We start from the raw sequence: 26,353 nt of genomic DNA, 5'->3' as shown, positions 1-26,353 counted from the left end.
ATGGCAAAGGCAACGGGCAGCATCGACGAGCAACTCGCCGAACTGCAGGAGGAGACGGGCGAACAGCACGTCGCGGTGACGTTCACGCTCAACGCGGTGACGCAGACGGTGGTGCTGCCGTCGCGCACGCTCGCGTCCGACGCGATCCGGCACCATCTACGCCAGACGGGGACACACGTCGGCTGCGAGCACGGGGTCTGCGGCGCATGCACCGTGCTGCTCGACGGCAAGCCGGTGCGGTCGTGCCTGGTGCTCGCGGCGAGCCTCGAGGGCCGGGAGGTCACCACCGTCGAGGGTCTCGTCGAACCCGACGGCACCCTGCATCCGGTGCAGCAGGCGTTCATCGACTGCCACGGTCTGCAGTGCGGATTCTGCACTCCCGGCTTCGTGACCACCATCGCCGCGTTCCTCGAGGAGAACGATTCACCCACCCGCGAGGAGGCCACCGACGCGATCGCGGGCAACCTCTGCCGGTGCACCGGATACCAGAACATCAGGGCGGCCGTGCTGCGTGCCGCGGAGATCAAGCGCGAGCGTTCGGGCGAGTTCCCGCTCGGCGAGGACGACGAGTCGTCGCGGGCCTCACTCGCCCCGAAGGTCCGTGGCACGACCAACCCGGTCGGTGGAAGGGCAGGGCGAGCATGAGCGTCACGAAACCCCGCACCGAGCCCGCGCCCACCACGGGTGCCGACGCGCCCGCCGCGTCGGAGAAGTTGTTCGGCAAGCCGATTCCCCGCACGGAGGACGCCCGGCTCCTGTCCGGCAACGGCCGCTACCTCGACGATCTGGGGCACAACGCGCTCATCGCCGCGTTCGTCCGGTCACCGCACGCGCATGCCCGCATCACGGGGATCGACATCGACGCCGCACTCGATCTGCCCGGTGTGCACGCGATCTACACGTACGACGACCTCGTGGACGACTCCCCGGAAATGGCGGAGAACCTCCCCCTCCTCATCCCGCATCCGGCGATCACCGCCCCGCGCAACGGGTATCCGCTCGCCAAGGACGAGGTGAACCACGTCGGTGAGGCGATCGCGATGGTGGTCGCCGACAACCGGTACATCGCCGAGGACGCGTGCGCCAAGATCGACGTCACGTACGAGATGCTCCCACCGGTCGTGGGCATCGACGTGGCGCGGCAGGCGGGCGACGCGGTGCACGCGGACGTCCCCGACAACGTCGCGGCGCACCTGCAGCACGGATTCGGCGACGTGGACGCGGAACTGGCGAACGCACCGCACCGGCTGACCCTGAACCTCGAGATCGAGCGGTCGGCGTCGATGCCGATGGAGGGCAAGGGCGTCTACGCGCGCTGGGACACCGACGAGCAGGCGCTCACGTTCTGGACGTCCACGCAGACGTCCACGTCGGCCCGCGCCGCGATCGCGGCACGACTGAAGATGGCGCACAACAAGGTCCACTGCATCGCACCCGACGTCGGCGGTGGTTTCGGCGTCAAGATCGTCCACCCGTGGCCGGAGGAGGTCATGGTCACCTGGGCCGCGCGGCGGCTCGGGACGGCGGGCATCTCGAGCGAGGTCAAATGGGTCGAGGACCGGCGCGAGCACTTCGTGTCGAGCGCGCACGAGCGCGGCCAGATCCAGGAGGTGACGGTCGGATTCGACGACGACGGCACCCTCCTCGCGTTCGATTTCACGTTCTGGCACGACAACGGCGCCTACCTGCCGTACGGCATCATCGTCATGCTGAACACGTCGACGCAGGTGCTCGGGCCGTACAAGCCGAAATCTTTCCGGGTGGACGCGTACTCGCTGTACACGAACACGGTCATCGTCACGCCCTACCGCGGCGCCGGCCGACCGCAGGCCGTGTTCGCGATGGAACGGGCGATGGACGCGATCGCGAAGTATCTCGGCAAGGACGTCATCGAGGTCCGCGAGCACAACTTCATCCGTCCCGAGGAAATGCCGTACGACTTCCACCTCACGTTCCAGGACGGCCGCCCGCTGATCTACGACACCGGCGACTACCAGGCCGGGATCGACAAGCTCAAGACACTCATCGACTGGGACGGGTTCGCCGACTACAAGAAGCAGGCGAAAGCCGAAGGCCGGGCAGTGGGCATCGGAATCGGCGCCTACGTGGAAGGCACCGGGCCCGGCCCGTACGAGGGCGCCCACGTCCTCGTCGAGACGTCCGGGAAGGTCAAGGCCGCAACGGGTCTGACCACCCAGGGGCAGGGCCACCAGACGGCGTTCGCGCAGATCGTCGCGGACGACCTCGGCGTGCCGGTCACCGACGTGGAGATCGTCACCGGCGACACCCGTCGATTCGGCTACGCCGTCGGCACGTTCGCGTCCCGCGGCGCCGTGATGTCCGGATCGGCGTTCCACGTGGCGGCGCAGATGGTGGCCGAGAAGGCCCGCACGATCGCCGGTGAGGCGCTGAACCTCGATCCCGCCGAACTGGAACTTCGCGGTGGGCACGTGTGCAAGATCGGCACGCTGCCCGGCGCCGAGGGCACGTCCATCTCGCTGGGTGTGGTCGCGGTGCTGTCGAATCCGCTGCGCTACGCGTTCGACGACGCGTCGAGGCAGGCCACCGGATTCGCGAAAGCCGACACCGACATGACGATTCCGCCGGTCCGGGAGGGCGAGCAACCCGGGCTCGAGGCCACCGGCTACTACTCGCCCCCGACGTCGACGTTCGCGTCCGGTGTGCACGCGGCGATCGTCGAAACCGATCCGGTGACGGCGGAGATCCACGTGCGGCGGTACGCCGTGATCCACGACTGCGGCAACGTCATCAATCCGCGGATCGTCGAGGGCCAGGTCATGGGCGCTGTCGCGCAGGGTGTCGGCGGCGCGCTGTACGAAAGGATCGTCTACGACGAGCACGGCCAGATGCTCAACGCGTCGTACATGGATTTCCTGATGCCGTTCGTCACCGAGATGCCCGATTCGCTCGAGATGGACCACACCGTCACCCCGTCCGGTCTCAATCCCCTCGGGATGAAGGGCGCAGGCGAGGCGGGCGTGATCCCGACGTCCGCCGTCATCGCGGCTGCGATCGAGGACGCGGAAGGCATCCCGATCACCTCCATGCCGATATCCCCTTCAGAGTTGTTCGAGCTTCGCCTCGCACACGCGTCGTCACAGAGCAAGGAGAACGAATGAGAATCGCCGGCACCGCCCTACTGACGGCCCCACCGGAGGCCGTGTACGACAACCTGCAGGACGGACGGGTCCTCGCGGCGACCATCCCCGGGGTGCAGTCCCTCGAGCAGCTCAGCGACAACCATTACAAGTTGTCCATCACGGCGGGTGTCGCGTCCATCAAGGGTACCTATGACGGCGAAGTGATTCTGTCGCAGCAGAATCGGCCCGAGTCGTTCGTGATGACGGCATCGGGTGCGGGCGCCCCCGGCACCGTCAAGGCCGACGTGACGGTGCGGCTCGAGGAACGCGACGGCGGCACCCTGCTCAGCTACGACGCGGACGCCGTCGTCGGCGGCATGGTCGGCGGCGTCGGGCAGCGGATGATCACCGGCGTCGCGAAGAAGATGGCCGGGGTGTTCTTCAAGGGCATCGACGGCGTGATCGCCAACGGCATTCCGGCGGCCGAGGTGGCCGCGGCGCCGGGCGAGGTTCCGGCGGTCGCCGGCGTCGCGGAGGCGGCCCCGGTTCCCGCGGCAGCCGCCGCGCGGGTGCGGGTGCCCGAGGGCACCTCCACGGCAACCGTTCTCGCGTCGGCCGCGCTCGGCGCCGGCATCGCCCTCGCCGGTGTTCTCGTCGGCGGCATCCTCGTGCGGGGCACCTGCGCGAAGTAGCGCCGCAAACACCTCGTCACACAGCACCCCGAACCGTCCGGTTCGGGGTGCTGTCGTCTGTCCGGGCCATCCGGGCACGGGCAGCGCCGAACGAGGACCGGTGAGTTCGGCGATATGTGACAAAGAAACCGGGCGGCGGAAGCGGTGCAATTGCCTTACAGAGACGAGCCCAGGAGGAATCGTGGAATCCAGAAAGATTCGGGTCGGTATCGACACCGGCGGAACATTCACCGACGTCGTGGCTGTGGACGAGGAGTCCGGAGCCGTCGTCACCACCAAGACACCCTCGACGCCTGCCGACCCGGCGCAGGGATTCCTCACCGGAATCGAGAAGGTGCTCGCCAAGCTCGGCGAGACCGGCGACGCGATCGGCGCCGTCAGCCACGGCACCACCGTCGCCACCAACAAGCTGCTCGAAGGCAAGGTCGAGAACCTCGGGTTCATCACCACCGAGGGTTACGAGCACGTCCTCGAGATCGCCCGCCAGTCCGTCCCCGACGGCTACGGCAACTCCTACTTCTGGGTCAAGCCCGACCGCATCGTCCCCGCCGACCGCGTCCGCACCATCGGCGGCCGGCTCGCGTTCGACGGCAGCGAGATCCGTCCCCTCGTCGAGGACGACGTCCGCGAGGCCGCCCGCTTCTTCGCCGAGCGCGGCATCCGCACCATCGGCGTGTGCCTCATGCACTCCTACGCCGACCCGAGCCACGAGAACCGCGTCCGGGATCTTCTGCTCGAGGAATACCCCGAGGCCACGGTGAGCATCTCCAACCAGGTGCTGCGCGAGTACCGCGAATACGAGCGGTCCATCACCACGCTGGTCGACGCGGCCGTGAAGCCGAACATCCGCAACTACGTGAACAACATCGCGAACCGGCTGCGCGAGTTCTCCTCCGACGAGGGTGAGGCCCGCGACATCCCGTTCTACGTGATGAAGTCGAACGGCGGCGTGCTCTCCGCCAAGGAGGTCGTGCACCAGCCGATCACGACGGTGCTGTCCGGCCCGGCGGCCGGCGCACTCGGGGCGGCGCTCATCGCGAGTGTCGCGGGTGTGGAGCAGGTCCTCACGTGCGACGGCGGCGGAACGTCGACCGACGTCACCGTCGTGGTCCGCGGTGAGCCCGCGCTCACCACCGAGGGGCGGGTGGGGGCGTACCCGTCGAAGATCCCGATGATCGACGTCGTCACCGTCGGCGCCGGCGGCGGCTCCATCGCCTGGCAGACCCCCGAGGGCACGCTCCGCGTCGGACCGCAGTCGGCGGGCGCCGACCCCGGCCCGCTCTGCTACGGCAAGGGCGGTAGCGAGCCGACGATCACCGACGCCCACGTGCTGCTCGGCCGCATCCCACCCCACCTGCTCGGCGGCGAGATCCCCCTCGACACCGAACTGGCCCGCAAGGGCGTCGAGCAGCTCGCCCACCAGCTGAAGCTCGACTTCGAGGCCTGCGCCACCGGCATCCTCGAGGTGTCGGCGTGGAACCAGGCCAACGCGCTGCGGCAGATCACGGTCAAGCGCGGCCTCGACGTCCGCGACTTCACCCTGGTCACGTTCGGCGGATCCGGTTCGCTGCTCGCCTGCCGGCTGGTCGACATCCTCGGTCTCAAGGACGTCCTCGTCCCGCTGAACCCGGGCAACGTGTCCGCATTCGGGCTGCTCACGGTCGACGTCCGCAACGACTACGTGCAGACCCACGTCTGCAGGCACGACCGCCTGAAGATCGAGGAACTGCAGTCGGGGCTGGACGCGCTCGCCGCCGAGGCGGAACGTGCACTCGCCGACGAGGGCTTCGGCGAGGCGGAGCGCAAGTACGCGCGCTCGGCCGACCTCCGCTACCTCGGCCAGGCCTTCGAGGTGCGGGTTCCCGTCGGTGAAGGTCCCGTCACGCAGGAGTTGATGGACGACGCCGCGGACAGGTTCCACCAGGCGCACAAGGAGCTGTACGGCTACGATTTCCGCGGCGACCCGCACCAGCACGTCGAGTGGGTGAACCTGCGCGTCAGCGGCATCGGCCCGATCAAGCGCCCGACGCTCAACGAGATCGCGGCGGGGACCGGAGCCGAGTCCGCCGTGACCGGCACCCGTCCGGCGTACTTCGACGAGTGGGTCACCACCCAGGTCTACGACCGGGCCCGGCTCGGCGCGGGCGACGTCCTCGAGGGTCCGGCGGTGATCGAGGAATTCAGCTCGACCATCCCCGTGCACCCCGGTTTCCGGGCAAGGATCGACACCTTCGGAAACATCCGCATCACCAAGATCGCCGACTCGAACGGAGCGAACCGATGACCGTCACCACCGAACCCGTTGCAGTGCAAGCGGTCAAGCCCTACCGGCTGACCCCGGTCCACGGCACGACGCCCGACCCGGTGCTGGTGGAGATCGTCGCCGGCTACCTCGCCAGCGTCGAGATGGAGGTCGAGACGTCGATCTCGCGGACCTCCCGCTCCCCGATGATCCGCGACGCGCACGACTTCCGGGCCGGCATCCACGACCGCAACCTCCGGAAGCTCACGGGCCGTTCGTATTCGGCGCTGGTGCATCCGGTGGCGCGGGACTTCCCGCTCGACACGATGAAGCCCGGCGACGTCTACTTCCACAACGACGTCTACCTGTCCGAAGGCGGCATCGGCCACCTCCCCGACCTCTGCGTCACCGTCCCGGTGTTCGCCACCCGACCGGGCGAGGAGGAACCGTCCGTCGTCGCGTTCGTGCAGGCGTTCGGTCACCACGACGACATCGGCGGGTGCTGCCCGGGATCGATGCCGTCCGGCGCGACCACGGTGTACGAGGAGGGCCTGATGGTCCCGCCGATCAAGCTGTGGGATCAGGGGGTGCCCAACGAGGCCGCACTGCGCATCATGACCCGCAACTCGCGGATGCCCGACGCGCTGGCCGCCGACCTCGACGCCGAGTGCTCCGCCTGCCTCATGGGCGCCCGTCGCCTCACCGAGCTGTTCGAGCGGTACGGCTGCGACACCGTCGAGGCCTGCTTCGACGCGATGATGGACGCGACCACCGAGACGTACCGGCGGGAAATCCTCAGCAAGATTCCCAAGGGCGAATACACGTGGGAGGACTACGCCGAACACGACGGCGTCGACGAGCCCATGCTGCACCGGCAGCGGATCACGCTCACCAAGACCGGCCCCGAGGACGAGGGCGGCGAACGCCTCATCCTCGACTTCAACGGCACCGGCCCGCAGGCCAAGGGTCCCATCAACCACTGCGGTGACTACGCCGACGGCAACTTCCTCATCAAGTGGCTCGCGCCGATCCTCCGCAACCTCGCCGACAGTCCCGAGCGGATGGCGGAACTCGACGTCAACGAGGGTGTCGTGCCGTTGATCGAGATGAAGTTCCCGGAGAAGGGCACGCTGATCACCCCGATCTTCCCGGCGCCCACCAACGCCCGGACTTTCGTGATCCTGCGGCTGCTCGGCGTGCTCGCCGGCGTCGTCGCGAAGGCCGTCGACGGGAACATGCCCGCCGACCAGGAGACCATCCGCTACACGGGGGTGTACGGCGAGGACTTCGACGGGCACTCGTACCTGATGCGGGAGGTCCTCGGCGGCGGGTCCGGCGGCAGGCACTACGCGGACGGGGAGGACACCATCCACGTCGTCCCCGACTCGCGGAACCTGCCGACCGAATTCACCGAGAGCCGGTTCCCGTTCATCGTCGAGAAGCTCGGCCTGGCGAAGGACTCCGGCGGCGCCGGACGCTACCGCGGCGGCCTCGGCTACGAGAAGCACATCCGGATGCTCAAGGACGCGAACTTCATGTCCATCGCCGACCGGTCGATCCTCTCCTGCTGGGGAGTCAAGGGCGGCAAGGCCGGACGACCCTTCTCGGTGGTCCTCGACCCGGGCGGCCCGAACGAGCGCGAGTTCGACGCGCTGACCGACGCCGAACCGATCAAGGCCGGCGAAGTGGTGCGCATCCGCACCACCGGTGGCGGCGGCTGGGGCGACCCGCTCGACCGTCCGATCGAGGAGGTCGTCCGGGACGTGCTGTGGGGCAAGGTGTCCGCGGAGGGTGCACGCGTCGACTACGGTGTGGTGCTGGCCTCGTCGACCGGGGAACCGGTCGCGGACGTCGACGCCACGGACGCGCTCCGCGAGCAGATGCGCGCGGACCGCGGCCTCGACGAACCGTTCTTCGACCGCGGTCCCGGCTACGAACGCCTGTCCGGTGGTGCGAAGTTCGCCGAGTTCGACTTCATCGATCGGTGATCCGATGACCGAGTCACTCTCCCGCGGCGCCGAGATCGCCGTCATCGGCGCCGCGGGGAAGACCGGAGCCGCCGTCGTGGCGGCGCTCGGGGGGCTCGCCGACGTACGCCGGGTGGTGCACACCGCCCGGCGTCCCGGCGACTTCGCCGTCGACCTCGAAACGGGTGCGGGACTGGACGAGGCGCTGTCGGGTTGCCGGGGCGTGTACTTCATCGCCCCCAACGTGCACCCCGACGAGCCCGCGCTGCTGCGGAACACGATGCGCGCCGCAGCGTCGGTGGGCGTCGAGCATCTCGTCTACCACTCCGTGGCCTGGCCGTACACCCCGCTCATGCCCCACCACGTCGACAAGGCGCGGTGCGAGGACGCGCTCCGGACGTTCGGCGGGCTCCGGTGGACCGTCCTGCAGCCGTGCGCCTACGCCGAGAATTTCGGGGCGGTGCTGGCGGGCACGGCGACGACCGTCGAACTGCCCTACAGTCCCGACGCGGCGTTCTCGTTCGTCGCACTCGCGGACGTCGCCGAGGTCGCGGCGCGCGTCCTCGCCGAGGGCCCGGACATCCACCACGGCGCCACCTACGAACTCGGCGGCCCGGAAGCCCTCAGCGTGCGGGACCTGTGCGACCGGGCGGGTGGCCCGGTGTCGGTGAAGCAGGTGTCCGTCGACGAGTGGATGTCGCGGCACGGGCGGAACCTGACGGACGACGGTCGCGCCCGGTTGTCCGCGATGTTCGAGTTCTACGACCGGTACGGGTTCCTCGCGGGCGGCGCGCTGTTCGAGTCGCTGCTCGGGCGCCCGCCCACCCCCGCCATGTGAGTGGCAAAGCGTGCTGGGGCACACTTTGCCACTCACCTGGGGTCAGACGCCGATCCGGCCGCCCGACTTCCACACCGCCACGACGGCGGGACGCGGCTGCGCGTCGCCGCCGTCGGGCCAGTGCGACGCCGGGTTGTCGGCGCTGGCGTCGTCCAGTTCACCCGGGTGCTGCACGCACACCGTGACCCGCTCGTCGCCGACGATCGGACCGCAGGTCTCGGCGCCCTTGGGCACGGTGAGGAACTGCTTGGTCTCCCCGCGGTTCGGGCCCTCGAGGACGACGCTGAACAGGCCGTCGTTGGACTTCAGCGCGTTGCCGTCGGTGGAGATCCACAGGTTGCCGTGCGGATCGAACGCCAGGTTGTCGGGGCAGGAGATCGGGCTGACGCTCGCCTTGTCGAACCCGCCGAAGTACGTGTCGGCCTCCGTCGGGTCGCCGCAGACGAGCAGCAGGTTCCACGTGAACGCGGTGCCGGCGTGGTCGTCGGTGAGTTCGAGGACCTGGCCGTTCTTGTTGTTGTTCCGCGGGTTGGCCTCGTCGGCCGCCGCCGCGCCGTCGACGCCGCGCTTGGTGTTGTTGGTCAGCGCCACGTACACCTTGCCGGTCGTCGGGCTGGGTTCGAAGTCCTCGGGACGGTCCATCTTGGTGGCACCGACCTTGTCGCCGGCCTGACGGGTGAACACCGCCACCTCTTCGGCGCTCATGCCGTCGACGAGCGACTCACCCCGGCCGTCCTCGCCGGTGCGCAGCAGCGGGATCCACTCCCCGGTGCCGTCGAACGTGCCGCTCGCCGGCAGCGTGCCCGACCCGTCGATCTCGTCCGCCGAGTTGCCACTGAACTTCGCGACGTACAGGGTGCCCGCGTCGAGCAGCGTCATGTTGTGGCGCAACGCGGCCTGGCTCCTGCCGTCCATCACCTTGCGGCTGGAGACGAACTTGTACATGTAGTCGAAGCGCTCGTCGTCACCGCTGTACGCCACGACGGTGCCGTCGTCGGTGACATGGATGGTGGCGGCCTCATGCTTGAACCGGCCCAGTGCCGTGTGCTTGACGGGTGCGGACGCCGCGTCCCACGGGTCGACCTCGACGACGTAGCCGAAGCGGTTGACCTCGTTCGGCTCCTGGATGAGGTCGAAACGCTTGTCGAACCGTTCCCACTTACGCTCGGAGGCAGCACCTTCCACGCCGTACCGCTTCAGCCGTGCGGCGACGGCGGGGTCGGTGACCAGTTCGGCGTTCGCGAAGTACTGGTTGAAGTTCTCCTCCCCCGACAGCACCGTGCCCCACGGTGTCACGCCACCCGAACAGTTGTTCAGCGTGCCGAGCACCTTCGTGCCCGTCGGGTCCGCGGACGTCTTCAGGAAGTCGCTGCCCGCGGCGGGACCGGTGACGACGAATTCCGTCGTCGCCGTGATGCGCCGGTTGTACGGTCCGAACTCGGGAGTGAGCGCGCCGGAGGCGGATTCGCCCTTCACCTGCACCACGGACAGCCCGTGGGCGGCGAGCGCGGTCTGGAACTGCTCCGGTGACGGGTTTTCGGCGTCGTAGCCCGTGAACATGAACGGCTCGGTGGTGTACTCGTGGTTGACCACCAGCAGGAAGGTGTTCGGCTGACCCTCGACCGGCAGGAGTCCGGCGAAGTCGTTGTTGAACCCGAACTGCTGCGCCTGCGCCTGGGCGGTCTGGTTGTCGAAGTCGAACGCGGGAGCCCCGGGCAGCACCGGGTCGCCCCAGCGGATCACCACGGCCTGCTCGTACCCGTCGGGGACGACGAGGGCGTCCTCGGTGTTGGGGGCGACGGCGTCGAAGTTCGTTCCGGTGGGCGCGGAACCGTCCGAACCGCCCGTGCCGGAGACGCTTCCGCTGCCGGAGTCGTCCGAGCAGGCCACCAGCGCGCTGCCCGCGCCGACGGCGAGGACGGCCATCCCCGTGCCGCGCAGCATCCCGCGCCGCGACAGGGCGGTGCGGGCGATGTCACGGAAATACTCGCCGTGCGAGGTGTTGGGCACGTCGTGGGAGCACGCGTTTCCGCACTTGTACTGACAAGTGACGGACGCGCGCGAGGACACTCCGTCGTGATTGACGAACAGTGCGAGGGGTTTCAAGCTCACCGTGGCTCCCGATTCGAATGTGGACAACTCCGGCACCGTAGAAGTCGTAAGCGAGACGAAGGGAACATTTGTATGAACGTGCGGACAACGAGGGGAGCCTAAGTTCTGGCAGAAATTGCTCCTAGCCAGCAGCCCGGCAGCCGTGCACCATTGAAAGATGGACCCCGTCGAAGCGCTGCGGGAAATTGCGTTCTGGCTCGAGCGCTCGCGTGACGAGGCACCGAGGATCGCCGCATTCCGGCGGGCGGCCGACGTGCTGACGTACGCGGACGAGGACGCGCTGGCCGACCTGGAGGAGCGCGGCTGGGTGTCGCCACCCGACATCGGGTCCGAGGCTGCCGCGATCATCCGTGAGTGTGCCGCGTCGGTGCCGTTGTACCTGACGTACCTGCGCAATGCGGCCGAACCGATCGGACTCGGCGGGACCGAACTGCTCGACGCGCTCCGCGGCGACCTGCACACCCATTCCGACTGGTCGGACGGCCGGTGCCCGATCCGGGAGATGATGCGCCGCGCCGCCGCCCTGGGCCACGAGTACTGCGCGATCACCGATCACTCGCCGCGGCTGACGGTCGCGAACGGAATGTCGTCGGAGCAGCTGCTCTCCCAGCTGAGCGTTGTTGCCGAACTGAACGCGGAACTCGCGCCGTTCCGCGTGCTGACCGGCATCGAGGTCGACATCCTCGTCGACGGCTCCCTCGACCAGGACGACGACCTGCTCGCCGACCTGGACATCGTGGTGGCCAGCGTGCACTCGCACCTGGACACCGACCGGGCGACGACGACCAAGCGGATGCTGCAGGCCGTGAAGTCCCCGCACGTCGACGTCCTCGGGCACTGCACCGGCCGGCTCGTCGAGGGTGCGCGGGGGCCGCGGCCCGAATCGAAGTTCGACGCGGAACGGGTGTTCGAGGCGTGCCGCGAGTACGGCACCGCGGTCGAGATCAACTCCCGCCCCGAGCGCCGCGACCCGCCGGGACGCCTGATCGACCTCGCGCTGAACAGCGGGTGCAAGTTCTCCATCGACACCGACGCGCACACCACCGGTCAGCTCGCCTGGCAGGGGTACGCGTGCGAGCGCGCCGCCGAACGCGGAGTCGAGCCGTCGGACGTGATCAATACCCTGCCCGTGGCCGAGTTGCTGGAGTGGGCCGGAACACCGATCCGGCAATGATCCGCGTCGGCGTCGTCGCGCTCGTCGTCGTGGCTCTGCTGGTCGCCGCCGTGTGGGTATTGCAGCGACGACTGATCTACTACCCCGACAACTCCCCGGTGCCGCCTGCCGACCGACTGATCGCCGGGGCCGAGGACGTCACGCTGACCACCTCGGACGGCCTCGAACTCGGTGCCTGGTACGTCCCACCTGCGAGCGGGGACCCGCGCATGACTGTCCTCGTGGCCGCCGGGAACGCCGGCAACAGGGCGGACCGGGCGCTGCTGGCGTCCGACCTCGCCGCCGCCGGTTTCGCCACACTGCTCTTCGACTACCGCGGGTACGGCGGCAACCCCGGCCATCCCGGCGAGGACGGGCTGGCACTCGACGTCCGGGCGGCCCGCCGACACCTCGTCGACGAACGTCGCGTGCCGCCGGAGCGGCTGCTCTACTTCGGGGAAAGCCTCGGCACCGGCGTCGTCACCGAACTCGCCACCGAGCATCCGCCTGCGGGCCTGCTGCTCCGGTCGCCGTTCGTCGACCTCGCCGCCGTCGGCGCAGCGCACTACCCGTTCCTGCCGGTCAAGCTGCTGCTGCGCGATCGATTCCCCGTCGCGGAGTACGTCGCACGCATCGCTGTGCCCACCACCGTCGTCTACGGCACCGCCGACATCGTCGTCCCGCCGGAGCAGAGCGCTCGCGTGGCCGATGCGGCGCTCGGCCCGGTGGAAACCGTCGTGCTGCCCGGGGCCGGGCACAACGACGACGTGATGTTCGGTGGCGCGGAGATCGTCCGCGCCACCGCCGATCTGGCCGCGAGGGCGCTCCGCGCCCCGTGAGCCTTTTTGGTACCCGGGACTACCAAAAGGGCGCACGGGCGCGTCAGCGCACTATGACGACGTCCAGCGTCCGCGGACCGTGGACGCCCTCGACGCGGTTGAGTTCGATGTCGCTGGTGGCGCTGGGACCGCTGATGAACGTCAGCGGCTTGGTCGCGTCGAGGGTCTGGAAGGCCTGCGGCACGGTGTCGACGATCTGATCGGTGCGCACGATGCAGATGTGGTGGTCCGGGACCAGGGTCAGTGCCCGCCGCCCCTGACCGGCGCCGCCGTCGAGCACGATCGTCCCGGTGGCGGCGATCCCGAGGGTGCAGCCGGTGACGACGACGTCGAGCGCGTCGAGTTCGAGCGTCGACAGTTCGGCGGGCGCCCCGTCGACGACGACGTCACGTCGCGGCCGCCACGACAGCGGCAGGTCCGGCGGGACGACGGCGCGCGCCCCCTCCGCGATCAGCCCGGTGACGACCTCGACGACCGTGCCCTCCTCGGCGCGGTGGACCTGCGCGCGGTAGTCGTCGACGGTGTGGGCGAAGAACTCGACGTCCCCGGGGCCCGACGCGGGCTGCCGGTGGTAGTCGCGGGGAACGGGTTCGGGGGCGGGCGCTTCGGCGAGCGCCGACCGGATCCGGGTCAGGATCTCTTCGCGTGCGGTCATCGTGTCGTGTCCTCGTGAGTGCGGGCCCACCATTGTCGGAAGGTCTCCTTCGGCGGGGAGGGGAGGTCGCGGCTCGCGGTCCACTTCGACCCCGGGTACGGCAGCGACGTGATGCGTCCCTTCTTGCCGCCCAGCACCCGGCCGATCTTGGACGCCGTCTCGGCGGCGGCGAACCGCTTCTCCGACCCCATCACAAAGCCGGCGGCCTTCATCGCGAGGTCCTGGCCGCCGGGAAGCCCGTGCCGCTCGGAGTCGACCTGCTCCGCGCGCAGGTGCACCAGGATGCTGGGGATGTCGATGCGCACCGGGCAGGCGTCGAAGCAGGCGCCGCACAGCGTCGAGGCGAACGGCAGCGAGGCGTTCGGGTCGTCGTGGCCGGTGGTCCCGGTGAGTTGCGGGCTGAGGATCGCGCCGATCGGGCCCGGATACACGGACCCGTACGCGTGACCGCCCGCCCGCTCGTAGACGGGACACACGTTCAGGCAGGCGCTGCAGCGGATGCAGTGGAGCGCCGACCGCCCGACCTCGTCCGCGAGGACGTTGGTGCGACCGTTGTCGAGGAGGACGACGTGGAAGTTCTGCGGGCCGTCGCCGGGATGCACCCCGGTCCACATGGAGGTGTACGGGTTCATCCGCTCGGCGGTGGACGACCGCGGCAGCAGTTGCATGAACACCTCCAGGTCGGTGAACGTCGGGACCAGTTTCTCGATGCCCATGAGGGTGATGAGGGTGTCGGGGAGGGTGAGGCACATCCGTCCGTTGCCCTCCGACTCCACCACCGCGAGGGTCCCGGTTTCCGCGACCCCGAAGTTCGCGCCGCTGATGGCCACCTTCGCGGAGAGGAACTTCCGCCGGAGGTGTGCCCGCGCGGCCATCGCGAGTGCCCGCGGATCGTCGGTGATGTCCTTGTCGATGCCCGGCATCGATTTCAGGAAGATCTCACGAATCTCGGCGCGGTTGCGGTGGATGGCGGGAACGAGGATGTGGCTCGGCTTGTCCTCGCCGAGTTGGACGATGAGTTCGGCGAGGTCGGTTTCGATCGCCGCGATCCCGTTCTCCTCGAGATGCTCGTTGAGGCCCGTCTCCTGGGTGGCCATCGACTTGACCTTCACGACCTCGTCGGAGCCGGTGGCCCGCACGAGGTCGGTGATGATCCGGTTCGCCTCCTCCGAATCGCGCGCCCAGTGGACGGTGCCGCCGCGGGCGGTGACGTTCTCCTCGAACTGCACGAGCAGTTCGGGGAGCCGCGCCATCACGTCCGCTTTCAGGGCGCTGCCCGCCCGGCGCAGTTCCTCCCAGTCGTCGACCTCGGCGACCGCGGCGATGCGCTTGTTGCGGATGGTGGTGGTGGCCGCGCCGAGGTTGGCGCGCAGCTGGGTGTCGGCGAGCGATTTCCGCGCCGCGTCGGGGAAAGATTCTGTGCCCCGGATGTTTCCGGTGCCCGCATGGAAGGTGGGCGAGCCGAGGAACGTGGTCATGCGGGGCTCCCGATCTTCTCGGTGCTCGCCAGGATCTCGGCGAGGTGGACGGTGCGGACCCCGCTGCGCAGCCGGGACAGTCCGCCGCCGATGTGCATCAGGCAGGACGAGTCGCCGGCGCTGCACACCTCGGCGCCCGTGCTCAGGACGTTGCCCATCTTGTCGGCGAGCATCGCGGTCGACGTCTCGGAGTTCTTCAGCGCGAACGTTCCGCCGAAACCGCAACAGGATTCGGCGGCGGGCAGTTCGATCAGCGTCATCCCGCGCACCGCGCGCAGCAGTTGCAGCGGCTTGTCCGCGACGCGCAGCATCCGCAGCGAGTGGCATGTCGGGTGGTACGTCACCCGGTGGGGGTAGTAGGCGCCGACGTCGGTGACGCCGAGGACGTCGACGAGCAGTTCCGACAGTTCGTACGTCCGGGACGCGACCTCCTCGGCGCGCGTCGCGAGCGATTCGTCGCCGTACCGGCGGGCGACCATCGCGTGCTGGTGCCGGACGGATCCGACGCAGGAACCGGACGGCGCCACCGCGACGTCCCAGGACGGTCCGCTCTCGAACGCCTCCACGTGGTGACGGACGAGAGGCAGCGCTTCGGCCTGGTAGCCGGTGTTGACGTGCATCTGCCCGCAGCACGTCTGCTTCGGTGGGAACACGACCTCGTGGCCGAGCCGCTCGAGCAGGCGGACCGTCGAGGTGGCGGATTCGGGGAACAGGGCATCCGCCAGGCACGTGGCGAACAGGGCGATTCTCATCGGGTACTCCAACCGGGCTGGGCTGTGGTCTGACCACAGTAGCGCACTGTGGTCAGACCACACCAGGTAAACTTTCGTCGTGCGCACACACGAGGTCGTCCTGCATCGCATCGAGCAGGATCTGGCGGCAGGCAAACTCACCGTCGGCGGTCGTCTGCCCGCCGAGCGCGCACTCGCGGAGGAACTGGGGGTCGGACGCTCGTCCGTCCGCGAGGCCATACGCGTGCTCGAGGCCATGGGCATCGTCCGCACGGCCGTCGGGTCCGGACCGGACGCAGGCGCGATCGTGGCCGCCGACCCGGCCGCATCCATCGGCGCGGCCATCCGACTGCACATGGCGACGCGCACGCTGCCCATCCACGACGTCGTCCAGACGCGCACACTGCTCGAGTCGTGGGCGGTGCAGGAAGCCGCCGGACAGGCCCCCGACCTCGACTTCGCGACCATCGACACACTGCTCGACGCGATGGACGACGAGGACCTCTCTCCCGAGGCGTTCCACCGGCTCGACGCCGACCTGCACGTCGCGATGGCCGGACTCGCGGGCAACGTCCTCGTCGAGGCGATGATGGTCTCGCTCCGCGACTCCATTCACGGCTACGTCATACAGGCCGTTCCGCTCCTCGACGACTGGCCTGCGGTCGCGACCCACCTCCGCTGCGAGCACCGCGGCATCGTCGCCGCCCTCCGCGGCGGACACGGCGCCGAGGCCGCCGGCCTGGTGCGGGAGCACATCGAGGGCTTCTACGGACGCTTCGCGCCCGTGCGTGGGTGACGTGTAGAGGCGGGCGGTGATCGGGCGAGTACAGCATCGGCACCGCCGCCGAGTGGGAGAGGTGACCAGACCGGTGATCCGTCGTGTCGCTGGTGCTCGAAGCTAGGATCGTGTGACACAGGCGGCAATACCATGCAGTTCGCGGGCGTGGTTTCGTGGGGAGAATCGGGCCATGGCGGACGAGCAGCGCAAGACGGTCGGTGTCTTGTCGCGCGCGTTCGCCATCATCGACGCCGTCGAGTTACGACCGATGATCACGAGCGAGCTTGCGCGCACTGTCGGCTTGTCGAAGTCGACCACCCAACGTCTCGTGGCCGAGCTCGCCCACTATGGCTACCTGCGTCGAGATGCCGAGGGTCGATACTGGCTCGGGTATCGCTTCACTGCAGCGGGGATGACCGATATCGCCATGCCGGTGCTTCGGGAGCTGAGCGAGGGCACCGGTGAGTCCTCGCAGTTGTGGGTCCGGCGCGGTGACCTGCGCTTGTGCGCCGCCAGTGTCGAATCGTCGAACGAACTGCGGGCCACCATGCCGGTCGGCACCACATTTCCGCTGGCGGAAGGGTCGAGCGGTCACGTGCTGGCCGGCGATTTCGACAACGACCCCGTCGCGCGACGCCGCGGCTGGTGGCAGACGCTCTCCGAGCGGGTTCCCGGCCTCGGCTCGGTCAGTGCACCGGTACGAGTGCACGGCGAGATCGTCGCGTCGGTATGCGTGTCGGGCCCGTTGCACCGGCTCGGTGACGATCCCGGACCCCGCCTCGGTCCCTCGGCCGTCGACGCCGCTCATCGCATCGAAAAGTCACTTCTCGACTCCTGACCCCGGCGGTTGCGTCTTTTCGTGTCATCTCGACGTGGGCCGGCCGCCATGCCTCGTTGCGCTCTGTGATCCGGAGCACTATGGTTGCCCCATTATTCGGGCCATAATGACCCAAATAATGGGCCACCACGAAGATTGATCGCATCGCCGACAGGAATCGGAGCGTCATGAACAACGCCACCACAGGTCCGCTCGACGGCATCACTGTCCTGGAGCTCGGTAACTTCATCGCAGCGCCCTTCGCGACCCGGCTGCTGGCTGATTTCGGCGCCGAAGTCATCAAGATCGAGCGTCCCGACGGTGGGGACGAGCTGCGCGGTTGGCGTCGCAGCAGGGGCACCACCTCGATGATGTATCGCACCATCGCCCGAAACAAACGATCGGTGACGCTCGATTTGAAGAGCGCCGAGGGGCAGCAGCTGGTGCTGGACCTGGCCGCCCAGGTCGATGTCGTGATCGAGAACTTTCGCCCTGGCACGCTCGAACGCTGGAACATCGGGCCCGAACAGTTACAGGCAGCGAACCCGGACATCGTCCTGGTCCGGATCTCCGGTTACGGCCAGAACGGCCCCTATGCGCAGCGCGCCGGCTTCGGTGGGGTCGCCGAGGCGTTCGGCGGATTGCGTTATGTGACCGGCTATCCCGACCGTGAGCCGGTGCGTCCGGCAGCACCGCTGGGCGACACCCTCGCCGGTCTCTACGGCGCGGTCAGCGCGTTGATGATGCTTCTGGCCAAAGCCCGCGGCGGCGACCACCCGAGGCCCCAGGTCGCCGATGTCGCACTGTACGAATCGGTCTTCATGACGATGGAGTCGCTGACCGCTGACTACGACGCCTATGCCATGGTGCGCGAGCGCACCGCCGGCAATCTTCCCGGTGTGGTGCCCAGCGGCTCCTACCCGTGTGCCGACGGCTCGGTTCTGATCGCCGGGAACGCCAGCGGGGTCTTCGCAAGGCTGATGAACGCCGTCGGCCGCCCAGACCTGGCGAGTGATCCCGACCTGGTCGACGGCACCAAACGATATCTGCGGGAAGACGATCTCGACGAGGCGATCGTGGCATGGACGACGACCCGATCCACGAGAGACGTCGTCACCGAACTGTCCGACGCCGGTGTCCCGGCCAGCGACGTCTACGACGCCGCCCGCATCGTCTCCGACGAGCACTATCTGGCCCGCGGGATGATCCAGCCGTTCAAGGTCGACGTCGAAGACGGCTCACCCGAGGAGGTGCGCTTCCCCGGCGTGGTACCTCAGTTCGATGGCCAGGCAACGAAAGTCGGGTGGTTGGGGCCTGATCTCGGTGCCGACACCGAGCCCGTACTGGGCCGGATGCTGGGCCTGACACCCGACCGCCTGAACGCACTGCGCACAGCAGGCATCATCTGACCCGCGGGCATCCGCCGCCCCTCTGCTCCCTGGTGCAGCCGCACCCTTCCCGTTTGCCCCGCACGGAAAGAACACGGTCCCATGGTCTACGCCATCTCCATCCTCGCCCTCGTACTGATCTTCACCATCGCCACCAAGGTGCCGATCAACATGGGCATCCTCGCCTTCGCCGGCGCCTTCCTCGTCGGCGGATGGGTGTCGGGGATCCCGATCGACGACATCGTCGACGCATTTCCCGGTGACATCTTCCTGATCGTCGCCGGGATCACCTTGCTGTTCGCCATCGCCAAGGCCAACGGCACCATCAACATCATCGTCGAATCGGCCCTACGCCTGGTCCACGGACGGCGCTGGGCGCTGGTGTGGATGATGTTCCTGCTCTCCGGCGCGCTGATGGCGCTGGGATCACCGATGGCGGCAGGCATGCTCGCCCCCATCGCGATGCGGCTGGCCGGGAAAAAGAAGATCAACCCCCTGTTGATGGGCATGGCCATCAACCACGGTGCTCTGGGCTGCGCGTTCTCGCCCATCACGATCTACGGTGCCTTCGTCAACGGATTGATCAAATCCGCCGGGTACGAGGCGAACCCGCTGCTGCTGTTCATCGTTCCCTTCGCACTGAACACCCTGTTCCTCGCCGTACTGTTCGCCATCTACGGCCGCGACCTGCTCCACGAGCTGCCCGAAGACCGTGACGAGATCACCGGCGCCGGCGCCAGCGCAGGCGCATCGACCCGCCCCCATCCCAGCCCGGGATCTGGCACCGCCTCCGCGACCGCCGTCCTGCCTGACGTCGATGTCATCGGCCGCACCCCGTTCAACCGGGAACGGGTCGCGACGCTCATCGGAATCCTGCTCCTGGCAGTAGGTTCGGTGGCCTTCAACGTCGACGTCGGAGTCAGCTCGATCTGCATCAGCACGGTTCTGCTGCTGATGGCCCCGAAGAAGATGCCCCGGATCGAAGACAAGGTGGCGTGGCCGGCGGTCGTGCTGGTGTGCGGCATGCTCACCTACATGACGGTGCTCAAACAAAACGGCACCCTCGACTTCCTCGGCGACGCCGCCACCCACCTCGGCTCCCCTCTCGCCGCCGCGCTGATCCTGCTGTACGCCGCCGCGATCATCTCCGCGGTCGGGTCCTCGATCGGCACCCTGGGCATCGCGCTGCCGCTGGCCGCACCCATGCTCGCCGCCGGGGAACTCGGCGCGCTGGGTTTCATCATCGCGCTGGCCTTCGCCTCCACCGTCGTCGACGTCAGCCCCTTCGCCACGAACGGATCCATCGTGGTGGCCGAGGCCGACGTCGAAGACCGTCAACGGTTCCAGCGCAGCGTCCTGGCCTACTGCGGCCTGGTCGTGCTCCTCGCCCCGCTGGTGGCCTGGGCCCTGATCGTCGTTCCCACCTCGCTCTGATCCCCGGCCACCCCAAGAAGGTTCTCGCATGCCCGTCACCATCACCGACGTCGTCCTGCGCGACGGTCTACAGGACGAGAACGTCCTCGTCGCCACCGACGACAAACTCACCATCGCCGACGCGCTGGTGGCAGCCGGAGTCCGGCAGATCGAAGCCGTGTCCTTCGTCTCGCCCACCCGCGTCCCGCAGATGGCCGACGCCGACGCGCTCATCGCCCGGTTGCAGCCCTACCGCGCCACCACGCAGGTCAGCGCGTTGGCGCTGAACGCCACCGGGGTCCACCGTGCAGTGGCCGCCGGAGTCGACGTCGTGCACATCGCGGCGTCGGCCAGTTCCGCACACAGCCGAGCGAACGCCGGCAAGTCCGCTGCACAGGCCCTCGAGGACCTGTCCCAGGCGGTGGCCGGCTACCCGGAGCAGCGGTTCCTCGGCGGGATATCGACCGCCTTCGTCTGCCCGTTCGAGGGAACCGTCTCACCCGCACGTCTGGTAGAAGTCGCCGAGCAGTTCGCAGCCATGGGGATACGCGCCCTGGGGCTGGCCGACACCCTGGGCACCGCCACCACCGAGCACGTGCTCAACGCGGTGGGCGCCGTGCGCGAGGCACTGCCCGACCTCACCATCGGACTGCACCTGCACAACGCCGACGGCCAAGCACTCACCACCGCCCTGCAAGCAGCACGCAATCTGGGCATCGCACACTTCGACAGCGCGGTCGGCGGATACGGCGGGTGCCCCTTCGCGCCGGGCGCACACGGCAACCTCGCGACCGAGGAGCTGGTCGCACATTTTCACCGTCATGATGTGGAAACCGGCGTCGATCAGGCACAGGTGACCGCGGCAGCATCGTTGGTCAAGCGTGTCCTCGCAGCCGCACCGCAGCTCTCGGTGTGATGGTCGACCGGTGAGCGAGCGCGAACCGCCTCAGTACGCCTCGAGGATCTGCGCCTCGGCGTCTTCGAGGTAGGTCTTGAGTAGCTGACCTGCGGCTTCGGTGTTGCCCGCGACCAGTGCGTCGTAGATCTCGTGATTGCGGGTGAGGTACGGGCCGTGGAATCGGTGGGCGTCGTCCATGACGTGGAAGACGAGCCGCGCCTCGTTCCACACGCTGCGCATGAGTTCGTCGATGCGATTGCTGTTGTTGAGGCTCGCGAGGGCGCTGTGGAAGTGGATGTCGGCGGTGCCGACTCCGGTCCAGTCCTCGACGGCGTACCGCTCGTCGGCCAGGTCCAGGGCCTCGGCCACGCGCGACAGGTCGCCGGTGGCGGGGTCGAATCCGTTGACGCCCGCACATTCGACGACGCGCCGGCAGATGTACAGCTCGGTGATGTCCTCGGCCGTGGGCACGCGGACGAAGACTCCGCGGTTGAGTTCGTGCGCGACCAGTCGGTCTTCGATCAGGATCTGGAAGGCCTCGCGCACCGTGTTGCGGGAGACGTCGAGGGCGGCGCAGATGTCGGGTTCGGAGAGACGCGCCCCTGGTCGGAACGTTCCGTCGATGATTGCGTCCCGCAGAATGCCGGCCACCCGGGTGGTCCTGCTGGTGCGTTCGAGCAGGCCGCGGTGAGCGGCCAGGCGGGAATGCGCATCGCCGCGAAGGGCATTCGAGCTGGTCAAGTCCACTCCTCAGGTTTCGATCTCGACCGCAATCATAGTTGTGAGCTCGGTTCCGCGATGAATTCCATGTTAAACGATCCTCTCAGGGTATTGCAGGATCGTTGAACGATTTGTACCGTGATGGGAGTTACACCGTTTCTTCCGGCAGTTACATCCCTTCTTCAGGCGAGGTGCCATGACCACAGATACACAGACCGAGGTCGCGCAGGCGCGCCCCTTCGACTGGTTCCGCACCCTCGGGCCGAAGGGAAAGAGAGCCTTCATCGGCGCGTTCGGCGGGTACGGACTCGACTCCTACGACTTCCAGGTCCTCCCGCTCGGCCTCGCGGCCATCGCCGCCTACTTCGGCCTCACCACCGGACAGGCTGGCCTGCTGACGACGGTGACGCTGGTCGTGTCTGCGCTCGGCGGTGCCCTCGCCGGCATCCTCGTCGACAAGATCGGCCGGGTCCGCACCCTGCAGGTCACGGTCGCGACGTACACGATCTTCACGGTGCTGTGCGGCTTCGCGCAGAACTTCGAGACGCTGCTCGTCTTCCGCGCCTTCCAGGGCCTCGGCTTCGGCGGCGAGTGGGCGGCGGGTGCGATTCTCGTGGCCGAATACGCCCGGGCCGAGTACCGGGGCCGGGCCGTGGCGTTCGTCCAGAGCGCGTGGGCAGTGGGCTGGGCGCTGGCGGTGATCGTCTACACGGTCGTCTTCCAGCTGTTCGATCCCGACGTCGCGTGGCGAGTGCTGTTCTTCACCGGTGTCCTGCCCGCGTTCCTCATCATCTGGGTTCGCCGGAATCTGAAGGATCCCGAGGTCGTCACGAAACGTCGTGAGTCCGCGGGCAAGGAGACCGGCTCGTTCGCCGCGATCTTCCGCGGCGGACTGCTCAAGACCACCGTGCTCGCGTCGCTGCTCGCCACCGGCGTGCAGGGCGGCTACTACACGCTGGCGTCCTGGCTGCCCACATTCCTGAAGACCTCGCGCGGACTCGACGTCGTCGGCACCGGCGGCTACCTCGCCATCCTGATCTCGGGTGCGTTCCTCGGCTACGTCAGCGGCGGCATCCTCACCGACAAGCTGGGACGCAAGCGGACCATGCAGCTGTTCGCGGCACTGTCGGCCGTCTTCATGGTGGGCTACACCCAGGTGCCCGAGGGCGCGAACATGTTGATCCTCATCCTGGGCTTCCCCCTCGGCTTCTGCACGTCGGCGATCTTCAGTGGATTCGGATCGTTCCTGTCCGAGCTGTACCCGACGCAGTCCCGCGGCACGGGCCAGGGCTTCACGTACAACTTCGGCCGCGCGGTCGGCGCCGTGTTCCCGGCGGTCGTCGGTTTCCTGGCGGCCACCCAGTTGGGTATCGGCGGCGCGATGATCTTCGGTGCGCTCGGATACGCCATCGCCGTCTTCGCCCTGTTCTTCCTCCCCGAGACCCGCGGGATCCAACTTGACTGACTCACCGGCCGACCTCCGCTCCGCGTTCCGTTCGGGACGTGTCACCCCGACCGCCGGTCTGGCGCCCGGATTCGCCCAGACGAATCTCATCGCCGTACCGGAGGACTGGGCCTACGACGTCCTGCTGTTCACGCAGCGGAACCCCAAGCCGTGCCCCGTCCTCGACGTCGGCGACGTCGGCTCCCGCACGACGATGCTCGCCCCCGGCGCCGACATCACCACGGACCTGCCGCTGTACCGCGTGTGGAAGGACGGCGAACTGGCCGACGAGACCGCGGACGTGTCGGGGCTGTGGCGGGACGACCTCGTGGCGTTCCACATCGGGTGCAGCTTCACGTTCGAGCACCCGGTGGCCGCCGCCGGGGTCCCGCTGCGGCACGTCGAGCAGGGCAGCAACGTCCCGATGTTCGTGACCAACCGTGAATGCAGGCCCGCGGGCCGGATGAGCGGACCGATGGTGGTGTCGATGCGGCCCGTTCCCGAACATCAGGTCGCGCTCGCCGCGGCGATCTCGGCGCGGATGCCTGCCGTCCACGGTGGGCCCGTGCACATCGGCGATCCCGCGGAACTCGGCATCGCCGATGTCGCGGCCCCCGACTTCGGCGATCCGGTGAACTTCGAGCCCGGCGACGTGCCGATGTTCTGGGCCTGCGGGGTCACCCCGCAGGCGGCGGTGATGGCGTCCCGGTTGCCGTTCGCGATCACCCACGCGCCCGGGTACATGCTGATCACCGACACCCCGGACAGCGAGTACGTGCTGGAGGTTCCCGATGCGCGTTGATCTGAACTGCGACCTCGGTGAGGGCTTCGGGCAGTGGACCCTGGCGGACGACGAGGCCCTCCTCGGCATCGTCACCAGCGCGAACATTGCGTGCGGGTTTCACGCGGGGGATCCGATGATCATCCGCCGGGCCTGCGAGGGTGCGGCCGAGCGCAACGTCGCGATCGGTGCGCACGTGGGTTTCCGGGATCTGGCCGGATTCGGCCGTCGTGAACTTGCGGTGTCGCCGGCGGATCTGCGCGACGAGACGCTGTACCAGATCGGCGCGCTCGCCGGGTTCGCGCGCGCCGCCGGGTCCCGCGTGTCGTACGTCAAACCGCATGGTGCGCTCTACAATTCCGCCGCGCTCGACTACGAGCGGGCCGAGGCGATCGCGTCGGCCATCGGTCGGTTCACCGAACCGCTCGCGCTGATGGGTCCACCCGGCTCGCAGTTGCAGCGTGCGGCGCAAACCCACGGCATCGAATTCGTCGCCGAGGGTTTCGCCGATCGCCGCTACACCGCCGCGGGCACGTTGACCCCGCGCTCGGTGACCGGCGCCGTCATCGACGATCCCGACGTCGCCGCCGACCAGGCCGTGCGCATGGTGTCGAGCGGAACGGTGGAGTCGATCGACGGCGCCGACGTCGCGGTGTCGGTGCACAGCATCTGCGTCCACGGCGATTCGCCGGGGTCCGTGCGCACGGCCCGCCAGGTTCGGCACGCCCTGGAGAGCGCCGACGTCACGCTCGGGTCCTTCGCATGACCACCCCGAGCGCAGGCACCCGGATCCTTCCGGCGGGCAACCGGGGCCTCCTCGTCGAACTGGAGTCGGAACCCTTCGTGGTGTCGCTGACCGAACGCCTCCGCCGCACCCCGGTCCCGGGGGTGGAGGACGTGCTTCCTGCGGCGCGGACGGTGCTCGTGACCACGACTCCGCGCACCGACCTCGACGAGGTGCGCCGCGCGCTGCGGACGATGACCGTCGACCTCGAGGTGTACGAGGACAGCCGCGCAACCGAATCCGAGCCGGTCACCATCCCGGTCCGCTACGACGGCGCCGATCTCGCCGACGTCGCCGACCATCTGCGGATGAGCCGCGAGGACGTGATCACGGCGCACACGGCGGCCACCTGGCGCTGTGTATTCATCGGATTCGCACCGGGTTTCGCCTACCTGAGTTGCGGCGACGACCGGCTCACCGTGCCACGGCGGGCCCAGTCCCGGACCGTGGTGCCCGCCGGGTCCGTGGCCCTCGCCGGTGGCTACGGCGCGGTGTATCCCCGGTCCTCACCCGGTGGATGGCAGATCATCGGAACCACGGACTCCCCGATGTGGAACCTCGACGCGAACCCTCCGGCGCTGCTGCAGCCGGGGCGTCGCGTCCGATTCGTCGACGAGGAAACACTGTGAGTGAACTCGAAGTACTCGAAACGGGTCCGCTCAGCCTGATCCAGGACCTCGGCCGCCCCGGCTACCTGAGTTCAGGTGTGGGTGTGTCCGGCGCCGCCGACCGCGGATCCGCGAAGCTGGCCAATCGGCTGGTCGGGAACGACGAGAACAGCGCGTGCATCGAGGTGTTGATGGGCGGCCTCGCCCTCCGCGCGCCGCAGGTGACCGTCGTCGCCGTCACCGGGGCACCCGCTACGGCGCTGCTCGACGGAATCCCGATGGGGCACGCGAGCGTCATCGTGATGCAGCCGGGGCAGACGCTGCGCCTGCAGTACGCGCAGGTCGGCCTGCGCAGCTACGTCGGCGTCCGAGGCGGCGTCGCGGTGCCGGACGTGCTCGGCTCCCGCAGCACCGACACCCTCTCCGGAATCGGCCCGGAAGCGTTGAAACCCAACGACGTTCTGCTCGTCGGCACCGCGGCGACGAGTTTCCCGAACGTCGAGGTCGCGCCCGTCCCCCCGATGGAGGCGGGAACGCTGTCGGTGCGGGTCGTCGGCGGCCCCCGCGACGACTGGTTCACCAACCCCGAAGCGTTGACCACGGGGGTGTGGGCCGTCTCCCCGGACACCGACCGCATCGGGGCGCGCCTGAACCGGCACGGCGACGCGCCTGCACTGGTGCGGACGTCCGAGGCCGAACTCCCGACCGAAGGTGTCGCGCTCGGCTCCATCCAGGTTCCGCCGAGCGGGCAGCCCGTCGTCTTCCTCGCGGACCATCCCATCTCGGGCGGTTATCCCGTCATCGGCGTCGTCGCGGACGAGGACATCGACCGGATCGCCCAGGCTCGACCCGGACAACTGATTCGCTTCACCACTGCGTGATCAGCTTCGCTCCGACCCCACTACAGGAGATCA

Annotated in this window: 23 protein-coding genes; 18 read left to right on the top strand and 5 right to left on the bottom strand. The window is 68.6% G+C overall.

Translation table 11 applies throughout. From position 1 onward, the window contains the following. From QM841_RS20420 to QM841_RS20395, 6 genes are all read left to right on the top strand, one after another. Positions 1-645, top strand: a complete 645-nt coding sequence (locus QM841_RS20420) for a (2Fe-2S)-binding protein (RefSeq protein ID WP_280779293.1) — start codon at positions 1-3, stop codon at positions 643-645. Continuing rightward, positions 642-3,140 carry an aerobic carbon-monoxide dehydrogenase large subunit gene (gene cutA, locus QM841_RS20415; protein WP_283333325.1) on the top strand — a complete coding sequence of 833 codons (2,499 nt, stop codon included), beginning with the start codon at positions 642-644 and terminating at the stop codon, positions 3,138-3,140. Before QM841_RS20420 ends, cutA begins: the two co-directional genes overlap by 4 nt. Next, complete coding sequence (locus tag QM841_RS20410; RefSeq protein ID WP_283333324.1) at positions 3,137-3,793, top strand: SRPBCC family protein; 657 nt, start codon at positions 3,137-3,139, stop codon at positions 3,791-3,793. Before cutA ends, QM841_RS20410 begins: the two co-directional genes overlap by 4 nt. Before the next feature lie 181 nt (positions 3,794-3,974). Then, the gene (locus tag QM841_RS20405; protein WP_283333323.1) at positions 3,975-6,077 is read left to right on the top strand and encodes a hydantoinase/oxoprolinase family protein; all 2,103 of its coding nucleotides are present in this window, start codon (positions 3,975-3,977) and stop codon (positions 6,075-6,077) included. Then, positions 6,074-8,023 carry a hydantoinase B/oxoprolinase family protein gene (locus QM841_RS20400; protein ID WP_283333322.1) on the top strand — a complete coding sequence of 650 codons (1,950 nt, stop codon included), beginning with the start codon at positions 6,074-6,076 and terminating at the stop codon, positions 8,021-8,023. Before QM841_RS20405 ends, QM841_RS20400 begins: the two co-directional genes overlap by 4 nt. Positions 8,024-8,027: 4 nt before the next feature. Next, positions 8,028-8,840, top strand: a complete 813-nt coding sequence (locus QM841_RS20395; RefSeq protein ID WP_283333321.1) for an NmrA family NAD(P)-binding protein — start codon at positions 8,028-8,030, stop codon at positions 8,838-8,840. Between the two features lie 42 nt (positions 8,841-8,882). On the opposite strand, the gene QM841_RS20390 is transcribed toward QM841_RS20395, so the two are convergent. After that, positions 8,883-10,952, bottom strand: a complete 2,070-nt coding sequence (locus tag QM841_RS20390; protein WP_283333320.1) for a PhoX family protein — start codon at positions 10,950-10,952, stop codon at positions 8,883-8,885. 157 nt (positions 10,953-11,109) lie between these two features. Here QM841_RS20390 and QM841_RS20385 point away from each other — a divergent pair, with 157 nt between their 5' ends. Together QM841_RS20385 and QM841_RS20380 are read left to right on the top strand one after the other, a co-directional pair. Continuing rightward, on the top strand, positions 11,110-12,126 hold the full coding sequence (locus tag QM841_RS20385) for a PHP domain-containing protein (RefSeq protein ID WP_133985771.1): 1,017 nt from the start codon (positions 11,110-11,112) through the stop codon (positions 12,124-12,126). After that, the gene (locus QM841_RS20380) at positions 12,123-12,944 is read left to right on the top strand and encodes an alpha/beta hydrolase (RefSeq protein ID WP_283333319.1); all 822 of its coding nucleotides are present in this window, start codon (positions 12,123-12,125) and stop codon (positions 12,942-12,944) included. The genes QM841_RS20385 and QM841_RS20380 overlap by 4 nt, the downstream gene beginning before the upstream one ends. A 43-nt stretch (positions 12,945-12,987) precedes the next feature. On the opposite strand, the gene QM841_RS20375 is transcribed toward QM841_RS20380, so the two are convergent. The 3 genes from QM841_RS20375 to QM841_RS20365 are packed head-to-tail and all read right to left on the bottom strand — an operon-like array spanning position 12,988 to position 15,829. Beyond that, positions 12,988-13,599, bottom strand: a complete 612-nt coding sequence (locus tag QM841_RS20375; protein WP_283333318.1) for a LutC/YkgG family protein — start codon at positions 13,597-13,599, stop codon at positions 12,988-12,990. Beyond that, positions 13,596-15,077 carry a LutB/LldF family L-lactate oxidation iron-sulfur protein gene (locus QM841_RS20370; RefSeq protein WP_005571241.1) on the bottom strand — a complete coding sequence of 494 codons (1,482 nt, stop codon included), beginning with the start codon at positions 15,075-15,077 and terminating at the stop codon, positions 13,596-13,598. The genes QM841_RS20375 and QM841_RS20370 overlap by 4 nt, the downstream gene beginning before the upstream one ends. Next, complete coding sequence (locus tag QM841_RS20365; protein ID WP_283333317.1) at positions 15,074-15,829, bottom strand: (Fe-S)-binding protein; 756 nt, start codon at positions 15,827-15,829, stop codon at positions 15,074-15,076. Before QM841_RS20365 ends, QM841_RS20370 begins: the two co-directional genes overlap by 4 nt. A 79-nt stretch (positions 15,830-15,908) precedes the next feature. Between QM841_RS20365 and QM841_RS20360 the strand changes: the two genes are divergently transcribed. From QM841_RS20360 to QM841_RS20340, 5 genes are all read left to right on the top strand, one after another. Beyond that, on the top strand, positions 15,909-16,604 hold the full coding sequence (locus QM841_RS20360) for a FadR/GntR family transcriptional regulator (RefSeq protein WP_283333316.1): 696 nt from the start codon (positions 15,909-15,911) through the stop codon (positions 16,602-16,604). Positions 16,605-16,776: 172 nt separating this feature from the next. Then, positions 16,777-17,424 carry an IclR family transcriptional regulator gene (locus QM841_RS20355; protein WP_054247469.1) on the top strand — a complete coding sequence of 216 codons (648 nt, stop codon included), beginning with the start codon at positions 16,777-16,779 and terminating at the stop codon, positions 17,422-17,424. 167 nt (positions 17,425-17,591) lie between these two features. Continuing rightward, positions 17,592-18,812, top strand: a complete 1,221-nt coding sequence (locus tag QM841_RS20350) for a CaiB/BaiF CoA transferase family protein (RefSeq protein ID WP_283333315.1) — start codon at positions 17,592-17,594, stop codon at positions 18,810-18,812. An 81-nt stretch (positions 18,813-18,893) separates the two neighbouring features. Next, positions 18,894-20,225, top strand: coding sequence for an SLC13 family permease (locus QM841_RS20345; RefSeq protein ID WP_283333314.1), 1,332 nt, complete (start codon positions 18,894-18,896; stop codon positions 20,223-20,225). Positions 20,226-20,253: 28 nt separating this feature from the next. After that, positions 20,254-21,120, top strand: a complete 867-nt coding sequence (locus tag QM841_RS20340) for a hydroxymethylglutaryl-CoA lyase (RefSeq protein ID WP_283333313.1) — start codon at positions 20,254-20,256, stop codon at positions 21,118-21,120. A 30-nt stretch (positions 21,121-21,150) separates the two neighbouring features. On the opposite strand, the gene QM841_RS20335 is transcribed toward QM841_RS20340, so the two are convergent. After that, a complete protein-coding gene (locus tag QM841_RS20335; protein ID WP_144288899.1) occupies positions 21,151-21,849 on the bottom strand; it encodes a GntR family transcriptional regulator in 699 nt (232 codons plus the stop codon). A 169-nt stretch (positions 21,850-22,018) separates the two neighbouring features. Between QM841_RS20335 and QM841_RS20330 the strand changes: the two genes are divergently transcribed. From QM841_RS20330 to QM841_RS20310, 5 genes are read left to right on the top strand one after another with little or no spacing between them, the layout of a single operon-like run. Continuing rightward, positions 22,019-23,287, top strand: coding sequence for an MFS transporter (locus QM841_RS20330; protein WP_005571253.1), 1,269 nt, complete (start codon positions 22,019-22,021; stop codon positions 23,285-23,287). Further along, complete coding sequence (locus QM841_RS20325; protein ID WP_283333312.1) at positions 23,280-24,068, top strand: putative hydro-lyase; 789 nt, start codon at positions 23,280-23,282, stop codon at positions 24,066-24,068. The genes QM841_RS20330 and QM841_RS20325 overlap by 8 nt, the downstream gene beginning before the upstream one ends. Continuing rightward, a complete protein-coding gene (locus QM841_RS20320; RefSeq protein ID WP_283333311.1) occupies positions 24,058-24,813 on the top strand; it encodes a LamB/YcsF family protein in 756 nt (251 codons plus the stop codon). Before QM841_RS20325 ends, QM841_RS20320 begins: the two co-directional genes overlap by 11 nt. Continuing rightward, entirely contained in the window at positions 24,810-25,460 is a 651-nt protein-coding gene (locus QM841_RS20315; protein ID WP_283333310.1) for a 5-oxoprolinase subunit B family protein, read from the top strand. Before QM841_RS20320 ends, QM841_RS20315 begins: the two co-directional genes overlap by 4 nt. After that, a complete protein-coding gene (locus QM841_RS20310) occupies positions 25,457-26,320 on the top strand; it encodes a 5-oxoprolinase subunit C family protein (protein WP_283333309.1) in 864 nt (287 codons plus the stop codon). Before QM841_RS20315 ends, QM841_RS20310 begins: the two co-directional genes overlap by 4 nt. The last annotated feature ends 33 nt before the right edge of the window (positions 26,321-26,353 follow it).

Source organism: Rhodococcus sp. IEGM 1307, assembly GCF_030056915.1.
Classification (GTDB): domain Bacteria; phylum Actinomycetota; class Actinomycetes; order Mycobacteriales; family Mycobacteriaceae; genus Rhodococcus_F; species Rhodococcus_F opacus_D.
This window is presented reverse-complemented; position numbering and strand designations above follow the sequence as displayed.

Coding starts and splice junctions, on each gene's coding strand:
- QM841_RS20340 (WP_283333313.1), top strand. CDS start 20,254: ATGCCCGTCACCATCACCGACGTCGTCCTGCGCGACGGTCTACAGGAC.
- cutA (WP_283333325.1), top strand. CDS start 642: ATGAGCGTCACGAAACCCCGCACCGAGCCCGCGCCCACCACGGGTGCC.
- QM841_RS20385 (WP_133985771.1), top strand. CDS start 11,110: ATGGACCCCGTCGAAGCGCTGCGGGAAATTGCGTTCTGGCTCGAGCGC.
- QM841_RS20320 (WP_283333311.1), top strand. CDS start 24,058: ATGCGCGTTGATCTGAACTGCGACCTCGGTGAGGGCTTCGGGCAGTGG.
- QM841_RS20370 (WP_005571241.1), bottom strand. CDS start 15,077: ATGACCACGTTCCTCGGCTCGCCCACCTTCCATGCGGGCACCGGAAAC.
- QM841_RS20410 (WP_283333324.1), top strand. CDS start 3,137: ATGAGAATCGCCGGCACCGCCCTACTGACGGCCCCACCGGAGGCCGTG.
- QM841_RS20380 (WP_283333319.1), top strand. CDS start 12,123: ATGATCCGCGTCGGCGTCGTCGCGCTCGTCGTCGTGGCTCTGCTGGTC.
- QM841_RS20345 (WP_283333314.1), top strand. CDS start 18,894: ATGGTCTACGCCATCTCCATCCTCGCCCTCGTACTGATCTTCACCATC.
- QM841_RS20330 (WP_005571253.1), top strand. CDS start 22,019: ATGACCACAGATACACAGACCGAGGTCGCGCAGGCGCGCCCCTTCGAC.
- QM841_RS20355 (WP_054247469.1), top strand. CDS start 16,777: ATGGCGGACGAGCAGCGCAAGACGGTCGGTGTCTTGTCGCGCGCGTTC.
- QM841_RS20420 (WP_280779293.1), top strand. CDS start 1: ATGGCAAAGGCAACGGGCAGCATCGACGAGCAACTCGCCGAACTGCAG.
- QM841_RS20375 (WP_283333318.1), bottom strand. CDS start 13,599: ATGACCGCACGCGAAGAGATCCTGACCCGGATCCGGTCGGCGCTCGCC.
- QM841_RS20315 (WP_283333310.1), top strand. CDS start 24,810: ATGACCACCCCGAGCGCAGGCACCCGGATCCTTCCGGCGGGCAACCGG.
- QM841_RS20350 (WP_283333315.1), top strand. CDS start 17,592: ATGAACAACGCCACCACAGGTCCGCTCGACGGCATCACTGTCCTGGAG.
- QM841_RS20365 (WP_283333317.1), bottom strand. CDS start 15,829: ATGAGAATCGCCCTGTTCGCCACGTGCCTGGCGGATGCCCTGTTCCCC.
- QM841_RS20395 (WP_283333321.1), top strand. CDS start 8,028: ATGACCGAGTCACTCTCCCGCGGCGCCGAGATCGCCGTCATCGGCGCC.
- QM841_RS20400 (WP_283333322.1), top strand. CDS start 6,074: ATGACCGTCACCACCGAACCCGTTGCAGTGCAAGCGGTCAAGCCCTAC.